The organism is Rouxiella sp. T17 (assembly GCF_036663475.1).
In the GTDB taxonomy this organism is placed as follows: domain Bacteria; phylum Pseudomonadota; class Gammaproteobacteria; order Enterobacterales; family Enterobacteriaceae; genus Rouxiella.
In genome coordinates this window covers 128031-144997 of the sequence record NZ_JAWUEA010000038.1, presented here as the reverse complement: position 1 = coordinate 144997, position 16967 = coordinate 128031, and the positions used below count along the sequence as shown (strand labels likewise).

The 16967-nt window shown below is 54.5% G+C and carries 14 protein-coding genes; all 14 read left to right on the top strand.

The genetic code is table 11. The features are described 5' to 3' along the window. The first annotated feature begins 148 nt into the window (after positions 1 to 148). The 14 genes from leuO to murG all read left to right on the top strand — a co-directional run bounded on the left by leuO (position 149) and on the right by murG (position 16906). Positions 149 to 1126 (top strand): transcriptional regulator LeuO, encoded by a 978-nt coding sequence (gene leuO, locus SC206_RS17080; RefSeq protein WP_332739007.1) that lies wholly within the window; start codon positions 149 to 151, stop codon positions 1124 to 1126. A gap of 606 nt (positions 1127 to 1732) precedes the next feature. Further along, a complete protein-coding gene (ilvI, locus tag SC206_RS17075) occupies positions 1733 to 3451 on the top strand; it encodes an acetolactate synthase 3 large subunit (RefSeq protein WP_332739005.1) in 1719 nt (572 codons plus the stop codon). 2 nt (positions 3452 to 3453) lie between these two features. After that, the gene (gene ilvN, locus SC206_RS17070) at positions 3454 to 3945 is read left to right on the top strand and encodes an acetolactate synthase small subunit (RefSeq protein ID WP_332739003.1); all 492 of its coding nucleotides are present in this window, start codon (positions 3454 to 3456) and stop codon (positions 3943 to 3945) included. Positions 3946 to 4132: 187 nt separating this feature from the next. Further along, positions 4133 to 5137 (top strand): catabolite repressor/activator, encoded by a 1005-nt coding sequence (cra, locus tag SC206_RS17065; RefSeq protein WP_332739001.1) that lies wholly within the window; start codon positions 4133 to 4135, stop codon positions 5135 to 5137. Positions 5138 to 5852: 715 nt separating this feature from the next. Further along, a complete protein-coding gene (gene mraZ, locus SC206_RS17060) occupies positions 5853 to 6311 on the top strand; it encodes a division/cell wall cluster transcriptional repressor MraZ (protein ID WP_332738999.1) in 459 nt (152 codons plus the stop codon). A gap of 2 nt (positions 6312 to 6313) precedes the next feature. Further along, positions 6314 to 7255, top strand: a complete 942-nt coding sequence (gene rsmH, locus SC206_RS17055; RefSeq protein ID WP_332738997.1) for a 16S rRNA (cytosine(1402)-N(4))-methyltransferase RsmH — start codon at positions 6314 to 6316, stop codon at positions 7253 to 7255. Then, a complete protein-coding gene (ftsL, locus tag SC206_RS17050; protein ID WP_332738995.1) occupies positions 7252 to 7572 on the top strand; it encodes a cell division protein FtsL in 321 nt (106 codons plus the stop codon). Before rsmH ends, ftsL begins: the two co-directional genes overlap by 4 nt. Before the next feature lie 62 nt (positions 7573 to 7634). Further along, positions 7635 to 9401 (top strand): peptidoglycan glycosyltransferase FtsI, encoded by a 1767-nt coding sequence (locus SC206_RS17045; RefSeq protein ID WP_332738993.1) that lies wholly within the window; start codon positions 7635 to 7637, stop codon positions 9399 to 9401. Continuing rightward, on the top strand, positions 9388 to 10875 hold the full coding sequence (gene murE / locus SC206_RS17040) for a UDP-N-acetylmuramoyl-L-alanyl-D-glutamate--2,6-diaminopimelate ligase (protein ID WP_332738991.1): 1488 nt from the start codon (positions 9388 to 9390) through the stop codon (positions 10873 to 10875). Before SC206_RS17045 ends, murE begins: the two co-directional genes overlap by 14 nt. Further along, positions 10872 to 12233: a UDP-N-acetylmuramoyl-tripeptide--D-alanyl-D-alanine ligase gene (gene murF, locus SC206_RS17035; RefSeq protein ID WP_332738989.1), complete on the top strand. Its 1362-nt coding sequence runs from the start codon at positions 10872 to 10874 to the stop codon at positions 12231 to 12233. The genes murE and murF overlap by 4 nt, the downstream gene beginning before the upstream one ends. Beyond that, on the top strand, positions 12227 to 13309 hold the full coding sequence (mraY, locus tag SC206_RS17030; protein WP_055774873.1) for a phospho-N-acetylmuramoyl-pentapeptide-transferase: 1083 nt from the start codon (positions 12227 to 12229) through the stop codon (positions 13307 to 13309). The genes murF and mraY overlap by 7 nt, the downstream gene beginning before the upstream one ends. Positions 13310 to 13311: 2 nt before the next feature. Beyond that, positions 13312 to 14628 carry a UDP-N-acetylmuramoyl-L-alanine--D-glutamate ligase gene (murD, locus tag SC206_RS17025; protein WP_332738984.1) on the top strand — a complete coding sequence of 439 codons (1317 nt, stop codon included), beginning with the start codon at positions 13312 to 13314 and terminating at the stop codon, positions 14626 to 14628. Next, complete coding sequence (gene ftsW, locus SC206_RS17020; RefSeq protein ID WP_332738982.1) at positions 14628 to 15842, top strand: cell division protein FtsW; 1215 nt, start codon at positions 14628 to 14630, stop codon at positions 15840 to 15842. Before murD ends, ftsW begins: the two co-directional genes overlap by 1 nt. Beyond that, positions 15839 to 16906, top strand: coding sequence for an undecaprenyldiphospho-muramoylpentapeptide beta-N-acetylglucosaminyltransferase (murG, locus tag SC206_RS17015; protein ID WP_332738980.1), 1068 nt, complete (start codon positions 15839 to 15841; stop codon positions 16904 to 16906). The genes ftsW and murG overlap by 4 nt, the downstream gene beginning before the upstream one ends. Positions 16907 to 16967: the final 61 nt, after the last annotated feature.

The following is a 16967-nucleotide window of genomic DNA, read 5'->3' as shown; positions in this document are numbered from 1 at the left end:
GAATTAATCAGATGGAAACCTAACCTTTTGGAGTAGTTTATTTAACGGAGTGTTAATTATCCTGGGCAGGCAGTTACCAACATGCGACTAACTATTTGTGGCTTTCTTTGTTGGTTAAGTGGATTTATCTTTCTAATCGGGAGGCGTGATGACCGACATTATTATTGAGAAAGTTGAGATTAAAAAAGTCGCCGAAAAAAAAAGGCAAGCCAGCAATGAAGATAATCACCTGCGTCGTGCTGATTTAAATTTATTAACGGTATTCGATGCCGTGATGAAATTGCAGAATATTACTCGCGCCGCGCGATTACTGGGTATGTCGCAACCGGCGGTCAGCAATGCCGTCGCGCGTTTAAAGAATATGTTTAATGATGAACTGTTTATACGCTCCGGAAGGGGGATTGTTCCTACTGCGCGTGCGCGTCAGCTTTACGGCCCCATTCGTCAGGCGCTGCAATTAGTGACCAACGAGCTGCCGGGTCTCTGCTTTAATCCGCTGTCGAGCAAAAGGCAGTTTTCGATGACCCTCAGCAGCCCGCTGGATCTCCTGCTGGCACCCAAAATTCTGGCGGCAGCCAAGCAGGCGGCGCACGGCGTGACGCTAAATATCGAGTCGGTAATCAACGACAATATAGAAAACCAGCTGCGCTATCAGGAGCTGTCGTTCGCTATCGGTTATCATTGCATAGAGCGTTCGGATTTTTATAATCAGCGGCTGTTTGAAGATGAGCTGGTATTAGTCTCGTCGCTCACGCATCCACGTATTCAAAAACAGCCTAGTCAAAGCTACTATTTCAAAGAAAAACACGCCGTCGAGCGGTTAAATAGCCCTTCTTCATTTAGTTTTCCTTATTATAGTAATCCTGAAACGCAGGAAAAGGTGTGTTATCAGGGCGCTAGCCTGATGAGCGTGATGGAAATAGTGTCGAAGACCGAAATGATTGCCCTCATTCCCAAATCATTGGCGCAGGCCAACGCGCAAAGATTACATCTCAAAATTGACGGCTTACCCTGGCTCAGCAATAAGTTAATCAGTTATCTCTCATGGCATGAATCGGCCGGAAAAGACAAAGGCAATCTCTGGTTGAAAGAGCTGTTAGTTCAATGTGTGAGTAATGTTGAATAGAAAGAAGGTCCTAAGCGTTTACGCATTTAATGGTAGAGGTAAATGTCAGCTATTTTTGATTTAGCAGTTTTTTCTTCTGGAGGTATTTTCAGCTTCCTGTTTGTTAAAAAAGTTATGCGTTACGCCTCAACTCACTCCTTTTTAATCCTCTATTTTGTGATGGGGGAGTGAGTTTAGCGGCGGCCTTTTCCTTTAAACGCTTTCCCTTCAGATATGAAATTAAAAATCAATCAAACTGCAGGCGTTGCATTTTAATAACGTGACGCAGATCACTTAAATATGCTTAAAAAATTATGCCCGTTATGGTCATAATTTAATTCTGTAATTTCCCTCTCCTTCGCGATATACCTGACTCTTGATTCCGGTTACGTGGTTGATTGTTCCGCTTTTGCAGCAGAGGGCAGCGGCTCGGGGTAGTCGCGCAGTTTGTAAGGTCTTTTGCCGTTTGCCTGCTCTAAATTCTGACGTTAATGTAATCAGTTATATTGAAGAACAAGAAAGAATAGTACAGAAGGGTGCCAAGCCCTCTTACCTCGGATGAAATACTTGATATTTCAGCCATTAGAAACGAGTCGTCATAAAGAATAAAAGCCTGGAGGCAAACCCATGGAGATGTTGTCAGGAGCCGAGATGGTCGTCCGGTCGTTAATCGATCAGGGCGTAAAACATGTATTCGGTTATCCCGGCGGAGCGGTGTTGGATATCTATGATGCCCTGCACACAGTCGGCGGGATTGATCATGTGCTCGTCAGACATGAACAGGGCGCTGTGCATATGGCTGATGGCTATGCGCGCGCAACGGGCGAGGTCGGCGTCGTGCTCGTCACCTCCGGACCCGGCGCAACCAACGCGATCACCGGTATCGCCACGGCCTACATGGACTCCATTCCGATGGTGGTGCTTTCTGGCCAGGTTCATAGTTCGCTCATCGGCTATGACGCGTTTCAGGAGTGTGACATGGTCGGGATCTCGCGTCCGATCGTCAAACACAGCTTCCTGGTCAAACGCGCCGAAGATATTCCGACCGTATTGAAGAAGGCGTTTTATCTCGCCTCGACGGGCCGACCGGGCCCGGTCGTTATCGATCTGCCAAAAGACGTGGTCAATCCTCAGGAAAAGCTGCCTTATGCCTATCCCGAGCAGGTGTCGATGCGCTCTTACAATCCGACGGTGCAGGGTCATCGCGGGCAAATCAAACGCGCGCTGCAAACCCTCATCGCCGCGAAAAAGCCGGTGCTGTACGTGGGCGGTGGCGCAATCAATGCCGAGTGTTCTGCCGAGTTGCTGAAGCTGGCCGAAACGCTGAATCTCCCGGTGACCTCTACTTTGATGGGGCTGGGCGCTTTCCCGGGCACGCACCGTCAAAGCGTGGGCATGCTTGGCATGCACGGCACTTATGAAGCCAACATGACCATGCATAACGCCGACCTGATTTTCGGCGTGGGCGTGCGCTTCGATGACCGTACTACCAACAATCTCGAGAAATACTGTCCGAACGCCACCATCATGCACATTGATATCGACCCAACCTCGATTTCAAAAACGGTCAATGCCGACATCCCGATCGTTGGCGACGCCAAGCAGACACTGATTCAAATGCTGGAACTGCTGGATAACGCCAGCGAGAAGCAGGAGAGCGAGGCATTGCGTAACTGGTGGCAGGATATCGAACAGTGGCGGGCGAAAAATTGCCTGGGCTACGACAAAAATACCGGCACCATCAAACCGCAGGCGGTTATCGAAACCCTGCATCGTTTGACCAAAGGCGAGGCTTACGTGACCTCCGACGTCGGTCAGCACCAGATGTTCGCCGCCCTTTATTACCAGTTTGATAAACCGCGTCGCTGGATAAACTCTGGAGGTCTCGGCACGATGGGCTTCGGTTTACCCGCCGCGCTGGGCGTGAAACTGGGCCTGCCTGATGAAACGGTTGTCTGCGTAACGGGCGACGGCAGCATCCAGATGAACATTCAGGAGCTCTCCACGGCGCTGCAATACGATTTGCCAGTCATTGTGGTTAACCTTAACAACGGTTATCTCGGCATGGTGAAGCAGTGGCAGGACATGATCTATTCCGGCCGCCATTCGCAGTCTTACATGCAGTCGCTGCCTGATTTCGTCAAGCTGGCCGAAGCCTACGGACACGTCGGGATCGCCATTCGCCATCCTGAAGAGCTTGAAAGCAAGCTGGCCGAAGCGTTGGCGCAGAAAAATCGTCTGGTATTTGTTGATATCAGCGTGGATGAAACCGAGCACGTTTACCCAATGTTGATCCGTGGCGGTGGAATGGACGAAATGTGGTTAACCAAAACGGAGAGGACATAATCATGCGCCGGATTTTATCAGTACTGTTGGAAAATGAGTCAGGCGCACTGTCCCGCGTGGTCGGGCTGTTTTCCCAGCGTGGCTACAACATTGAAAGCCTGACCGTCGCGCCAACCGATGACCCAACGCTGTCGCGCATGACGATTCAAACCGTCGGCGACGCCAAGGTTATCGAGCAAATCGAGAAGCAGCTGCACAAGCTGGTGGACGTTTTGCGCGTGACCGAACTGGTGCAGGGCGCGCACGTCGAGCGCGAGATCATGCTGGTTAAGTTGCAGGCCTCAGGTTATGGCCGCGAAGAGATCAAACGCTCTACCGAAATCTTCCGTGGGCAAATCGTTGACGTGACTGCTACGCTTTACACGGTTCAGCTTGCAGGCACCAGCGACAAGCTCGACGCGTTCCTCGACACGGTTCGCGACGTGGCCGAAATCGTTGAGGTCGCGCGTTCGGGCGTGGTCGGCGTATCGCGCGGTGACAAGGTAATGCGTTAATCACGCTTTATGTTTTCGTTTCGAAAACGTAGCAAATAACGCGTCAAAACCTGCGCACCTTCAAAAAAGCTCAACTTCGGTTGGGCTTTTTTTGTTACCTCGCCGAGGGTTATGGTAAAACACCTTGCCGAGTAGGGTCTTCTCGGGTTAGATATTGAGAGTCATTCATTTAATTAAGGGGTTCTAGGTGAAACTGGATGAAATCGCGAGGTTAGCGGGTGTTTCGCGTACGACTGCCAGTTACGTAATTAATGGCAAAGCGAAGCAGTATCGTGTCAGCGATAAGACGGTCGAGAAAGTCATGGCCGTTGTGAAGGAACATAATTACCACCCAAATGCCGTCGCGGCAGGTTTGCGCGCCGGAAGAACCCGTTCGATAGGTTTGGTCATTCCCGATCTGGAGAACACCAGCTACACCAAAATCGCCAATTTCCTTGAACGTCAGGCGCGTCAGCGCGGCTATCAGCTGCTGATTGCCTGCTCTGAAGATCAGCCCGATAACGAGATGCGCTGTATTGAGCACCTGCTCCAGCGTCAGGTCGATGCGATTATCATCTCCACCTCGCTGCCGCCAGAACACCCGTTCTACCAGCGCTGGGCCAAAGACGCTTTCCCGATTATCGCGCTTGACCGCGCGCTGGATCCCGAAAATTTCATCAGCGTTGTCGGGGCCGATCAGGAAGATGCGCAAATGCTGGCGCAAGAGCTGCGTACTTTCCCGGGCGAAGGCGTGCTTTATCTTGGCGCGCTGCCCGAGCTGTCGGTCAGCTTCCTGCGCGAGCAGGGATTCCGTCAAGGCTGGGAAGGTGACACGCGTCAGCCTGATTACCTTTATGCCAACGCCTACGATCGCGATTCGGCGGCGCAGGTGTTTGCCGAGTGGCTCAAGACTCACGAGATGCCGAAAGCGCTCTACACCACTTCGTTCCAGCTGTTGCAGGGCGTGATGGACGTGACGCTCAAACAGCAGGGAAGGCTGCCTGCCGATTTGGCGATTGCCACCTTTGGCGATAACGAGCTGCTCGATTTCCTCGAATGTCCGGTTCTGGCCGTGGCGCAGCGCCATCGTGACGTTGCCGAAAGAGTGCTAGAACTGGTGCTTGCCTGCCTCGATGAGCCGAAAAAGCCCAAGCCGGGATTAACTCGGATTCGGCGTAATCTATTTAGACGCGGCCGCCTCAGCCGTAAATGATTGTCGGGTTCAGATAATGCGTAACGACATTTCTGGACCTGCCATTTCTCTTTGTTCTTCTCTCGCCTCCCGGATTTACAAAACAATACCTTTGGTAAAAGTCTCGGCCAAAAAACTTTCGGCCACGACGCACTGCGCCATTAAAAAGTCTGCCCAGATAAAGTTTAAGAGCAATCTCACCCCAATAATTATTTGAAAATGATTTCCCTCATAAAAACACAATAATTGATTTCAAAAATACGTTAATACTGCGCGCTATTCTGCTGTAGAATTCGCGGCTTAATTTGGTCCGCCTGAATGGCTAACGCGTTGATAAAGCGCTCAGGCCTTGAGGGGAGCGGGTTTGGCGGAAAGCACACGACATTTTAAGGAGTCAGGGTAAAAGCCTGATTATTAAGAATCCTGTAAAGTCTGTGGCTTAAGAAATGAGAGATTGATTACAGAAGAATATAAATAGTTAATTAATGCTCAAATTGATTTTTTTTTGACCGTTGTTATTATTTAATCGAATTTTTCTTAATTTATCATCACGTTATTTTTTGACCTCTCCGATTTAAAACTTCGTTAGCCGGTTTTTACTCCACGCAACGCTTGTAAATAATCAGATACCGCCGTCTCTCTTGCTTGACAAGGTTTTAAAAGCATCCGTAAACTCCCTCGAGTGGGAAAATGTGGTGTAAAGTGGTGAATTGGGTCATTAAGGGGTAGCTCGGCAATGTTTCGTGGGGCAACGATGGTTAACCTCGACAGCAAAGGGCGGCTCGCCGTACCCACCCGTTATCGGGATTTGCTGAGCGAAGAGTCGCAAGGTCAGATGATCTGCACAATCGACCTTCATCACCCCTGCCTGCTGCTTTATACCTTGCCCGAGTGGGAAATTATCGAACGCAAATTGTCCCGTCTGTCGAGCATGAACCCGGTCGAACGTCGTATTCAGCGTTTGTTATTGGGGCATGCGAGTGAATGTCAGATGGATAGCGCCGGGCGTTTACTGATCGCAACCACGCTGCGACAGCACGCCGGGCTGGCCAAAGAAGTGATGCTGGTTGGACAGTTTAATAAATTTGAACTGTGGGATGAACAGACCTGGTATCAACAAGTTAAGGAAGACATTGACGCTGAACAATCGCCTCGCGAACCCCTTTCCGAGAGATTACAGGACTTGTCACTATAAGCATGCTTGAAAATTATAAACACACATCCGTGTTACTGGATGAAGCCGTAAACGGGCTGAACATTCGCCCCGACGGCATTTACATTGATGGAACTTTTGGTCGCGGTGGACATTCGCGCCTGATTTTGTCACAGCTTGGCCCTGAAGGACGTCTGCTGGCGATCGACCGCGATCCGCAGGCGATCGAAGCCGCGAAATCGATTGACGATCCGCGCTTCTCCATTATTCACGGGCCTTTCTCCGATCTCGCGCAATATGTCCGCGATCGCGATTTAGTCGGCAAGATCGACGGCGTTCTGCTTGATCTGGGCGTTTCATCGCCACAGCTCGACGATGCCGAGCGCGGTTTTTCCTTTATGCGTGACGGACCTCTCGACATGCGTATGGATCCGACCCGTGGTTATTCAGCCGCTGAATGGTTGATGAAGGCCGAAGCCGATGACATCGCCTGGGTATTGAAGACTTTCGGCGAAGAGCGTTTTGCCAAACGTATTGCCCGCGCCATTGTCGATCGTAACCGCGAGCAGCCGATGACGCGCACCAAAGAGCTGGCCGACCTGATTGCCAACGCCTCGCCTTTCCGCGAGAAGCACAAGCATCCGGCAACGCGCAGCTTCCAGGCGATCCGTATTTATATCAACAGCGAGCTTGAAGAAATTGAACGTGCGCTCGACGGCGCGCATGAAGTTCTGGCGCTCGATGGCCGTCTTTCCGTGATCAGCTTCCACTCGCTGGAAGACCGTATCGTGAAGCGCTTTATTCGCCAGCACAGCCGCGGGCCGCAGGTTCCATCGGGTATTCCGATGACCGAAGCGCAGCTGCAAAGCCTCGGCGGACGTACGCTGAAATCACTCGGTAAAATGATGCCGTCGGAAGCCGAAGTGGCTGAAAACACCCGTGCACGCAGCTCCGTTCTGCGTTTTGCCGCGAGGACCGCGCAATGATAGGTAACGAACGTCATGGTTTAGTGGGCGTTATTTTTGGCGACATCGTGCGCCACGGAAAAATCCCTCTGATCCTGCTGATTTCCACTTTGATCAGCGCCATGGCGGTCGTCACCGTGTCGCACAAGACACGCCTGCTAACGGCTCAGCGCGAGCAGTTGGTATTGGAAAAGGATGCGCTGGATATTGAATGGCGCAACCTGATCCTCGAAGAGAATGCCCTCGGCGATCACAGCCGGGTAGAGCGGATCGCGACAGAGAAATTGCAGATGCAACACGTTGATCCTTCGCAGGAAACCATCGTCGTGCAGCCATAATGCGGGACAGAAACACGCCCTGATGTAAACGTCAGTTTGTTCACGGAGATGATAGGCGACAGATGAAGAAAGCGACCGGTGCCGCGAAGTTCAAGCGTCAGGAAGATAAAGCCAGCTTTATAAGCTGGCGTTTTGCGTTGCTGTGCGGAGGAATTCTTCTGGCGCTGGTTGGGCTGATGCTGCGCGTTGCCTACCTTCAAGTGATCAATCCCGACAAACTGGTGAAAGAGGGCGATCTTCGCTCTCTTCGTGTTCAAACCATTCCAACGTCGCGCGGCATGATAAGCGATCGTGCGGGGCGGCCTCTGGCGGTCAGCGTGCCGGTCAATGCTATCTGGGCCGATCCGAAAGAAGTTAACGAGCACGGCGGGATCACCGTCGACAGTCGCTGGAAAGCGCTGGCCGATGCGCTGAACATTCCGCTCGATCAACTCACGTCTCGCGTTAACGCCAATCCGAAAGGCCGTTTCGTCTATCTCGCGCGTCAGGTTAACCCTGCCATCGGCGACTATATTCATAAGCTAAAATTGCCGGGTATCTTCCTGCGTCAGGAATCTCGTCGTTATTATCCGGCAGGGCAGGTGACGGCGCACGTTATCGGCGTGACCAATATCGATGGCGAAGGTATTGAAGGCGTTGAGAAAAGTTTTGATCGTTGGCTGACCGGGCAACCCGGCGAGCGAACGGTGCGTAAAGACCGTCGCGGTCGCGTAATCGAAGATATTTCGTCGCTCGACAGTCAGGCCGCCCACAATCTGGTGCTGAGCATCGACGAACGTTTGCAGGCGCTGGTTTATCGCGAACTCAACAACGCCGTCGCCTTTAACAAGGCCGAATCCGGCACCGCCGTGCTGGTCGATGTGCAGACCGGCGAAGTGCTGGCGATGGCCAACAGCCCGTCCTACAACCCGAATAATCTCGCCGATACCCCAAAAGAAAGCATGCGTAACCGCGCCATTACCGACATCTTCGAACCCGGTTCGACGGTAAAACCGATGGTGGTCATGACCGCGCTGAAGCAGGGCGTCATTCGTGAAAACAGCGTGTTAAACACTCTGCCGTACCGCATTAACGGTCATGAAATCAAAGACGTGGCGCGCTACTCCGAGCTTTCAATCACCGGTATTTTGCAAAAATCGAGTAACGTTGGCGTATCTAAACTAGCGTTAGCGATGCCGTCCTCAGAGCTGGTAGACACTTACTCGCGCTTTGGATTGGGTAAACCGACCAATTTGGGACTGGTTGGGGAAAGCAGTGGCTTATATCCCAAAAAACAACGGTGGTCTGACATAGAGAGGGCCACCTTCTCATTCGGCTACGGGCTAATGGTGACACCTCTCCAGCTAGCGCGAGTCTACGCCACGATTGGCAGCATGGGCATCGCCCGTCCGCTGTCGATAACCAAGGTCGATCCGCCTGTTTCCGGCGAACGCGTTTTCCCTGAACCTCTTGTTCGTACCGTGGTGCGAATGATGGAAAGCGTGGCCTTGCCGGGCGGCGGCGGCGTAAAAGCCGCAATCAAAGGTTATCGAATCGCGATTAAAACCGGTACGGCGAAAAAAGTCGGACCGGACGGTAAATACGTCAACAAATACATTGCCTACACGGCGGGCGTTGCGCCTGCCAGTAATCCCCGATTTGCGCTGGTGGTCGTCATTAACGATCCTCAGGCGGGTAAATACTACGGGGGTGCGGTTTCTGCACCGGTCTTCGGCGCCATTATGGGCGGCGTTCTGCGCACGATGAACATCGAGCCTGATGCCTTACCCACCGACGTAGGCAATGACATCGTTAATAATCATAAAGAGGCTTCAGGTGACAGATCGTAATTTACGCGACCTGCTGGCACCCTGGGTGAGTGATGCCCCAGAGACGGCATTAAAAGAGATGACCCTCGACAGTCGCACGGCGGCTGCTGGCGATCTGTTTGTCGCGATTTCAGGCCACACTAGCGATGGCCGTCACTATATTCCTCAAGCGATCGCTCAGGGCGTCAGCGCGGTCGTCGCAGAGGCGCACGGAGAGGCCGAACACGGCGCAATAGTCATGCAGCACGGCGTGCCCGTGGTGTATCTGCAAAATCTGCATCAATTGCTCTCCGAGATTGCGGGGCGCTTTTACCAGCAGCCCGGCGCGGCGCTTCGCCTGATTGGCGTTACCGGCACCAATGGCAAAACGACCACCACTCAGCTGCTGGCGCAGTGGGCGCAAATTCTGGGCGAAACCAGCGCGGTGATGGGCACGGTGGGTAACGGCCTGCTCAACAATGTGGTCCCCGCCGAAAACACCACTGGCTCTGCGGTGCAGGTTCAGCAGCTGCTGCGCGACCTCGTTAAACAGGGCGCGACCTTGGCGGCGATGGAAGTCTCTTCCCACGGATTAGTGCAGCATCGCGTGGCGGCCCTGCCGTTTGCAGCGGCGGCGTTTACCAATTTAAGCCGCGATCACCTTGATTATCATGGTGATATGCAGCAGTACGAAGAAGCCAAATGGCAGCTGTTTTCATCGCATCACAGCGAGCAAAAAATTATTAATGCCGACGACGCTGTCGGCCTACGCTGGCTGGCCAAGCTGCCAGACGCCGTCGCGGTCAGCATGGAAAATAAAATTCCTGCCGATTGGCAAGGGCGCTGGCTGTCGGCGAGCCGCGTGAGTTATCACGATAAAGGCGCGACCGTCGAGCTGGATTCCAGCTGGGGCAAAGGCACCATTGAAAGCCGTCTGATGGGCGCGTTCAACGTCAGCAATTTGCTGGTGGCGCTCGGCACCTTGCTGGCCCTCGATTTCCCGCTCGCCGCGCTGCTCGACGCCGCGCCGCGTTTACAGCCGGTTTGCGGGCGCATGGAAGTGTTCCATTCGCCGAATCGCCCGACCGTGGTTGTCGATTACGCCCACACGCCTGACGCGCTCGAAAAAGCGTTGGCGGCCGCGCGTCTGCACTGTACCGGACAACTCTGGTGCGTGTTTGGCTGCGGCGGCGATCGCGATAAAGGCAAGCGTCCGCTGATGGGCGGCATCGCCGAGCAGTTCGCCGATCGCGTGGTTATCACCGACGACAACCCGCGCAGCGAAGATCCTCGCGCCATTATCAACGACATTCTTTCCGGCTTGCTTGACGCTGGCCGCGCGCTGGCGATTACGGGCCGCGCCGAAGCGGTGACCAGCGCCATTATGCAGGCGTCTGAAAACGACGTCGTTTTACTGGCCGGCAAAGGCCATGAAGATTACCAGCTGGTCGGCAATCAGCGTTTCGATTACTCGGATCGCCTCACCGCAGCACGTTTGTTAGGGGTGATGGCATGATTCCTGTTTCCTTAAAACAGTTGACCGACATTCTTGGCGCGGAACTGATAGGCCAAGATCGACAGATTGACGCCGTGACCACCGACACCCGTCAGATTACGGCGGGCTGTCTGTTTATCGCGCTGAAAGGCGAGAATTTTGATGCCCACGATTTTGCCGCCGAGGCCGTGAAATCTGGCGCGGCGGCGTTAATCGTCAGCCAGCGTCTGGCGATTGATGCGCCACAGCTGCTGGTTGCGGACACGCGTCTCGCGCTTGGCAAACTCGGTGCATGGGTTCGCGCGCAGGTGCCTGCCCGCGTGGTGGCGCTGACCGGATCCTCCGGCAAGACCTCGGTTAAAGAGATGACCGCCGCTATTTTGCGTCAGTGCGGCAACGTGCTGTACACCGCGGGCAATTTCAACAATGACATCGGCGTGCCGCTCACGCTGCTGCGCCTGACGCCGGAATATGATTTTGCCGTGGTTGAGCTGGGTGCCAATCATCAGGGCGAAATTGCCTACACCACCGATTTGACTCGTCCACAGACCGCGCTGGTGAATAATCTTTCTGCGGCGCACCTTGAAGGTTTTGGGTCGCTGGCCGGTGTGGCGCAGGCGAAAGGCGAAATTTTTGAAGGCCTGCCTGCCGACGGTATCGCGATTCTGAATGCCGATAATAACGACTGGCCGCACTGGCAGGCGCGTATCGGCAATAAAACCGTCTGGCGTTTCTCGCCGGAAGCCGCCGATGGCGTTGATTTCTTTGCCAGCAATGTGCAGGTTGGCGCCTCGGCGACCACCTTTACGCTGCACGCGCCCGTCGGCCAAATCGACGTGAGCTTGCCTCTGCCGGGTCGTCATAACGTCGCCAACGCCTTGGCCGCTACGGCGCTGGCGCTTTCCGTGGGCGCCACGCTTGAGGCGGTGCGCGACGGGTTAGCCACGTTGCAGGCCGTGAAAGGCCGTCTTTACGCCATCAAACTGGCCGAAGGCAAAACGCTGCTCGACGACAGTTACAACGCCAACGTCGGTTCAATGACCGCCGCCGCGCAGGTTCTGGCCGAAATGCCGGGCTATCGGGTGATGGCGCTGGGCGACATGGCGGAGCTGGGCGATGAAAGCGAAGCCTGCCACCAGCAGGTCGGCGAGGCAATTCGTCTGGCCGGCGTAGACAAAGTTTTAACCGTCGGACACTTTAGTCGCGCAATCAGCGACGCGAGTGGCTGCGGCGAACATCTTGAAGATAAAGCAGCTGTAACAGCCCGTTTGGCTCGCTTGTTATCTGAACACGCGGTAATCACCGTTTTAATTAAAGGTTCACGTAGTGCCGCGATGGAGCAGGTAGTACGGGCGTTACAGGAGAATGCAACATGTTAGTTTGGCTGGCCGAGCACTTGGTCAAATATTATTCCGGCTTTAACGTCTTTTCATACCTGACGTTTCGCGCCATTGTCAGCCTGCTGACGGCCCTTTTCCTCTCTTTATGGATGGGTCCGCGCCTGATTGCCTACCTGCAAAAATTGCAGATCGGCCAGGTTGTTCGTCACGACGGTCCAGAATCACATTTCAGTAAACGCGGCACCCCAACGATGGGCGGCGTGCTAATTCTGTTCTCGATCACCGTATCCGTGCTGATGTGGGCTTATCCATCAAACCCTTACGTGTGGTGCGTGTTGTTTGTACTGGTCGGTTACGGCGCGGTCGGCTTTGTCGATGACTATCGCAAAGTGGTGCGCAAAGATACCAAAGGCCTAATCGCCCGCTGGAAATATTTCTGGCAGTCGGTGATCGCGCTGGTTGTCGCCTTCGTGATGTACGCCGTGGGCAAAGACACGCCTGCTACCGAGCTGGTGGTGCCGTTCTTCAAAGACATCATGCCGCAGCTGGGCCTGCTGTATATCCTGCTGAGCTATTTCGTAATTGTAGGGACCAGCAACGCGGTTAACCTGACCGATGGTCTCGACGGGCTGGCGATTATGCCAACTGTCTTCGTCGCCGCCGGTTTTGCGCTGGTGGCGTGGGCGACCGGTAACATGAACTTCGCCAACTATCTGCACATTCCTTACCTGCGTCACGCGGGCGAGCTGGTGATTGTCTGTACGGCAATCGTCGGCGCGGGGCTGGGCTTCCTGTGGTTCAACACCTATCCGGCGCAGGTCTTCATGGGCGACGTCGGTTCACTGGCGCTCGGCGGCGCGCTCGGCACAATCGCCGTGCTGCTGCGTCAGGAGTTCCTGCTGCTGATTATGGGTGGCGTGTTTGTAGTAGAAACGCTGTCGGTGATTTTGCAGGTTGGCTCGTTCAAACTGCGCGGCCAGCGTATTTTCCGCATGGCACCTATTCATCACCACTATGAATTGAAAGGCTGGCCGGAACCGCGCGTGATCGTGCGCTTCTGGATTATTTCGCTGATGCTGGTGCTGATTGGCCTGGCGACGCTGAAGGTGCGGTAATCATGACTGACTATCAGGGTAAAAAAGTGGTCATTATCGGGTTGGGGCTTACGGGCCTCTCCTGTGTTGATTTCTTCGTTTCACGCGGCGTGACGCCCCGTGTTATCGATACCCGTGTCAGTCCGCCGGGACTGGACAAGCTGCCGGATAACGTCGAGCGCCATTTGGGTTCTCTCAACGAGAGCTGGCTGCTTGATGCCGACCTGATAGTTGCCAGTCCGGGCATGGCCTTAGCCACGCCTGCGCTGAGCGCGGCCGCTGACGCTGGCGTTGAAATTGTCGGTGATATCGAACTGTTTTGCCGTGAAGTGACCGCGCCTATCATCGCGATTACCGGTTCCAACGGCAAAAGCACGGTGACGAGTCTGGTCGGCGAGATGGGCAGGGCAGCGGGTTGGAGCGTGGGCGTAGGCGGCAATATTGGCCTGCCGGTGCTGAGCATGCTGGATCAGGATTATCAGCTGTTCGTGCTCGAACTCTCCAGCTTCCAGCTTGAAACCACCCACAGCCTGAAAGCCGCCGCGGCGACGATTTTAAACGTCACTGAAGATCATATGGATCGCTATCCGTTTGGTTTGCAGCAGTATCGCGCCGCCAAGCTGAAAGTTTATGAGAACGCCAAACTGTGCGTGGTGAACGCGGACGACGCGCTGACCATGCCGATTCGCGGTGCAGATACTCGCTGCGTGAGCTTTGGCGTCGACGTCGGCGATTATCACCTGAACCAGCAGCAGGGCGACATCTGGCTGCGGGTGCGCGGTGAAAAAATCCTTAATACTCGTGAAATGCCGCTGACGGGCCGTCACAACTACACCAACGCGCTGGCCGCGCTGGCATTGGCCGACGCCGTAGGCATTCCGCAGGCGTCGAGCCTGAAAGCGCTGACCACCTTTACCGGGCTGGCGCACCGTTTCCAGATTGCGCGCGTGCACAACGGCGTGCGCTGGATTAACGATTCGAAAGCCACCAACGTGGGCAGCACCGAAGCGGCGTTAAACGGCTTGCAGGTTGAAGGTACGTTGCATCTGCTGCTCGGCGGCGACGGCAAATCGGCCGATTTCGCGCCTTTAATTCCTTATCTTCAGGGCGACAAGATTCGCGTTTACTGCTTTGGCCGCGATGGCGCAGAGCTGGCCGATCTCCGTCCTGACGTTTCATCAATGTTTGAAACGATGGAGCAGGCGATGCGCGATATCGCCGGCAAGTTAAGCTCTGGCGACATGGTGCTGCTCTCTCCGGCCTGTGCCAGCCTCGATCAGTTCAAGAATTTCGAACAGCGCGGTGACGTCTTCACCGCCCTCGCCAAGGAGCTAGGCTAATGCGTATTCCCGGACTCGCGATGATGGGTCGCCTCGGCACCAAGGCTAACGACTGGGTGATGGGCGCGAAAGAGAACGACAGCCCAACGTTGGTGCTTTATGACCGCACCTTGCTGTGGCTGACTTTTGGGCTGGCGATTGTCGGTTTCGTGATGGTGACCTCGGCGTCGATGCCAATCGGCCAGCGTTTGGCTAACGATCCATTCATGTTTGCCAAGCGCGATGCAATATATCTTGTTTTGGCCTTTATTATCGGGCTAATCACACTACGCTTACCCATGATGGTGTGGCAAAAATATAGTAACGTCCTGTTATTTATATCGATTATCATGCTGCTGGTGGTATTGGTCGTGGGGAGTTCGATTAACGGGGCCTCGCGCTGGATTTCACTTGGGCCGCTGCGAATACAGCCCGCCGAGTTTTCCAAACTGTCGCTGTTTTGCTATCTGGCCAGCTATCTGGTGCGCAAGGTCGATGAGGTACGCAGCAACTTTTGGGGCTTCTGCAAGCCGATGGGCGTGATGGTTATTCTCGCCGTGCTGCTGCTGGCTCAGCCCGATTTGGGTACCGTCGTTGTACTCTTTATTACCACGCTGGCGATGCTGTTTCTGGCGGGGGCGAAAATGTGGCAGTTCCTGGCGATTATCGGCTCGGGCGCGTTTGCGGTGTGTCTGCTTATCGTCGCCGAACCTTACCGTATGCGCCGCGTAACGTCGTTCTGGAATCCGTGGGCCGATCCGTTCGGCAGCGGCTATCAGTTAACGCAATCGCTGATGGCTTTTGGTCGCGGTGAGTTCTGGGGCCAAGGCCTTGGAAACTCGGTACAAAAGCTGGAATATCTGCCGGAAGCGCACACTGACTTTATCTTCTCGATTCTTGGTGAAGAGCTCGGCTATTTCGGTGTGGTTTTAACACTGTTAATGGTATTCTTCGTCGCTTTTCGTGCCATGTCGATTGGCCGCCGCGCGCTGGAGCTCGATCAGCGTTTTTCCGGCTTTCTGGCCTGTTCGATTGGCGTGTGGATAAGCTTCCAGGCGTTGGTCAACGTAGGCGCTGCCGCAGGGATGTTACCGACCAAAGGTCTGACCCTGCCGCTTATCAGTTACGGCGGTTCGAGCCTGCTGATTATGTCGACGGCGATCACGCTGTTGCTGCGAATAGATTATGAAACGCGTCTGGCGAAAGCGCAGGCGTTTGTAAGGAGTGCCCGATGAGTGGCAAGACCAGGCGTTTAATGGTGATGGCAGGCGGTACCGGAGGTCATGTGTTTCCCGGACTGGCCGTGGCGCATCATTTAATCGCGCAGGGCTGGGAAGTTCGCTGGCTCGGAACCGCCGATCGAATGGAAGCGGATTTGGTTCCGAAGCACGGAATTGAAATAGATTTCATAAAAATTGCCGGAATTCGTGGGAAAGGTCTGAAAGCGAAACTTTACGCCCCCATTCGCATATATCATGCGTGGCGTCAGGCGAAAGTGATCATGCGACGTTTCCAGCCTGACGTGGTGTTGGGGATGGGCGGTTACGTCTCCGGACCGGGTGGTTTGGCCGCCTGGTCGTGCGGTATTCCCGTTGTTTTACATGAGCAAAATGGTATTGCCGGACTGACCAACCGCTGGCTGTCACGGATTGCCAAAACGGTATTGCAGGCGTTTCCGGGCGCGTTTCCGAAAGCCGCCGTTGTCGGTAATCCGGTTCGCACCGACGTGCTGGCGCTGCCTTTGCCCGATCAACGCTTTGCGGGTCGCGAAGGCAAGATTCGCATTCTGGTGATTGGCGGCAGTCAAGGCGCGCGCGTCTTGAATCAGGCGATGCCAAAAATCGCCGCGCTGCTCGGCGACCGCGTCACGATTTGGCATCAGGTCGGAAAGGGCGCGCTGGAGTCGGTTAATCAGGCTTATGAAGAAGCCGAACAGACGCAGCATAAAGTGGCCGAATTTATCGACGACATGGCGGAAGCCTATGCGTGGGCCGACGTGGTGGTGTGCCGTTCGGGTGCATTGACCGTCAGCGAAATCGCCGCCGCAGGATTACCGGCCATTTTTGTGCCTTTCCAGCATAAAGATCGCCAACAGTATTGGAACGCGCTGCCGCTTGAAAAAGCCGGTGCCGCGAAGATTATCGAGCAGAAAGATTTTAATGCCGGTGCCGTAGCCGACATTCTAGCGAGCTGGGATCGCCAGCGTCTGCTTGAGATGGCGCGAAACGCGCGCGCAGTGGCCATTCCTGACGCAACCGAGCGCGTGGCCGCCGAAGTGGTCGCCGCCAGTCTCAAGTGACTGTAGAGATAAGTCACAATAAATAGATGCAGCACTGAACGCGGTTTTCCGTGTTCGGTCC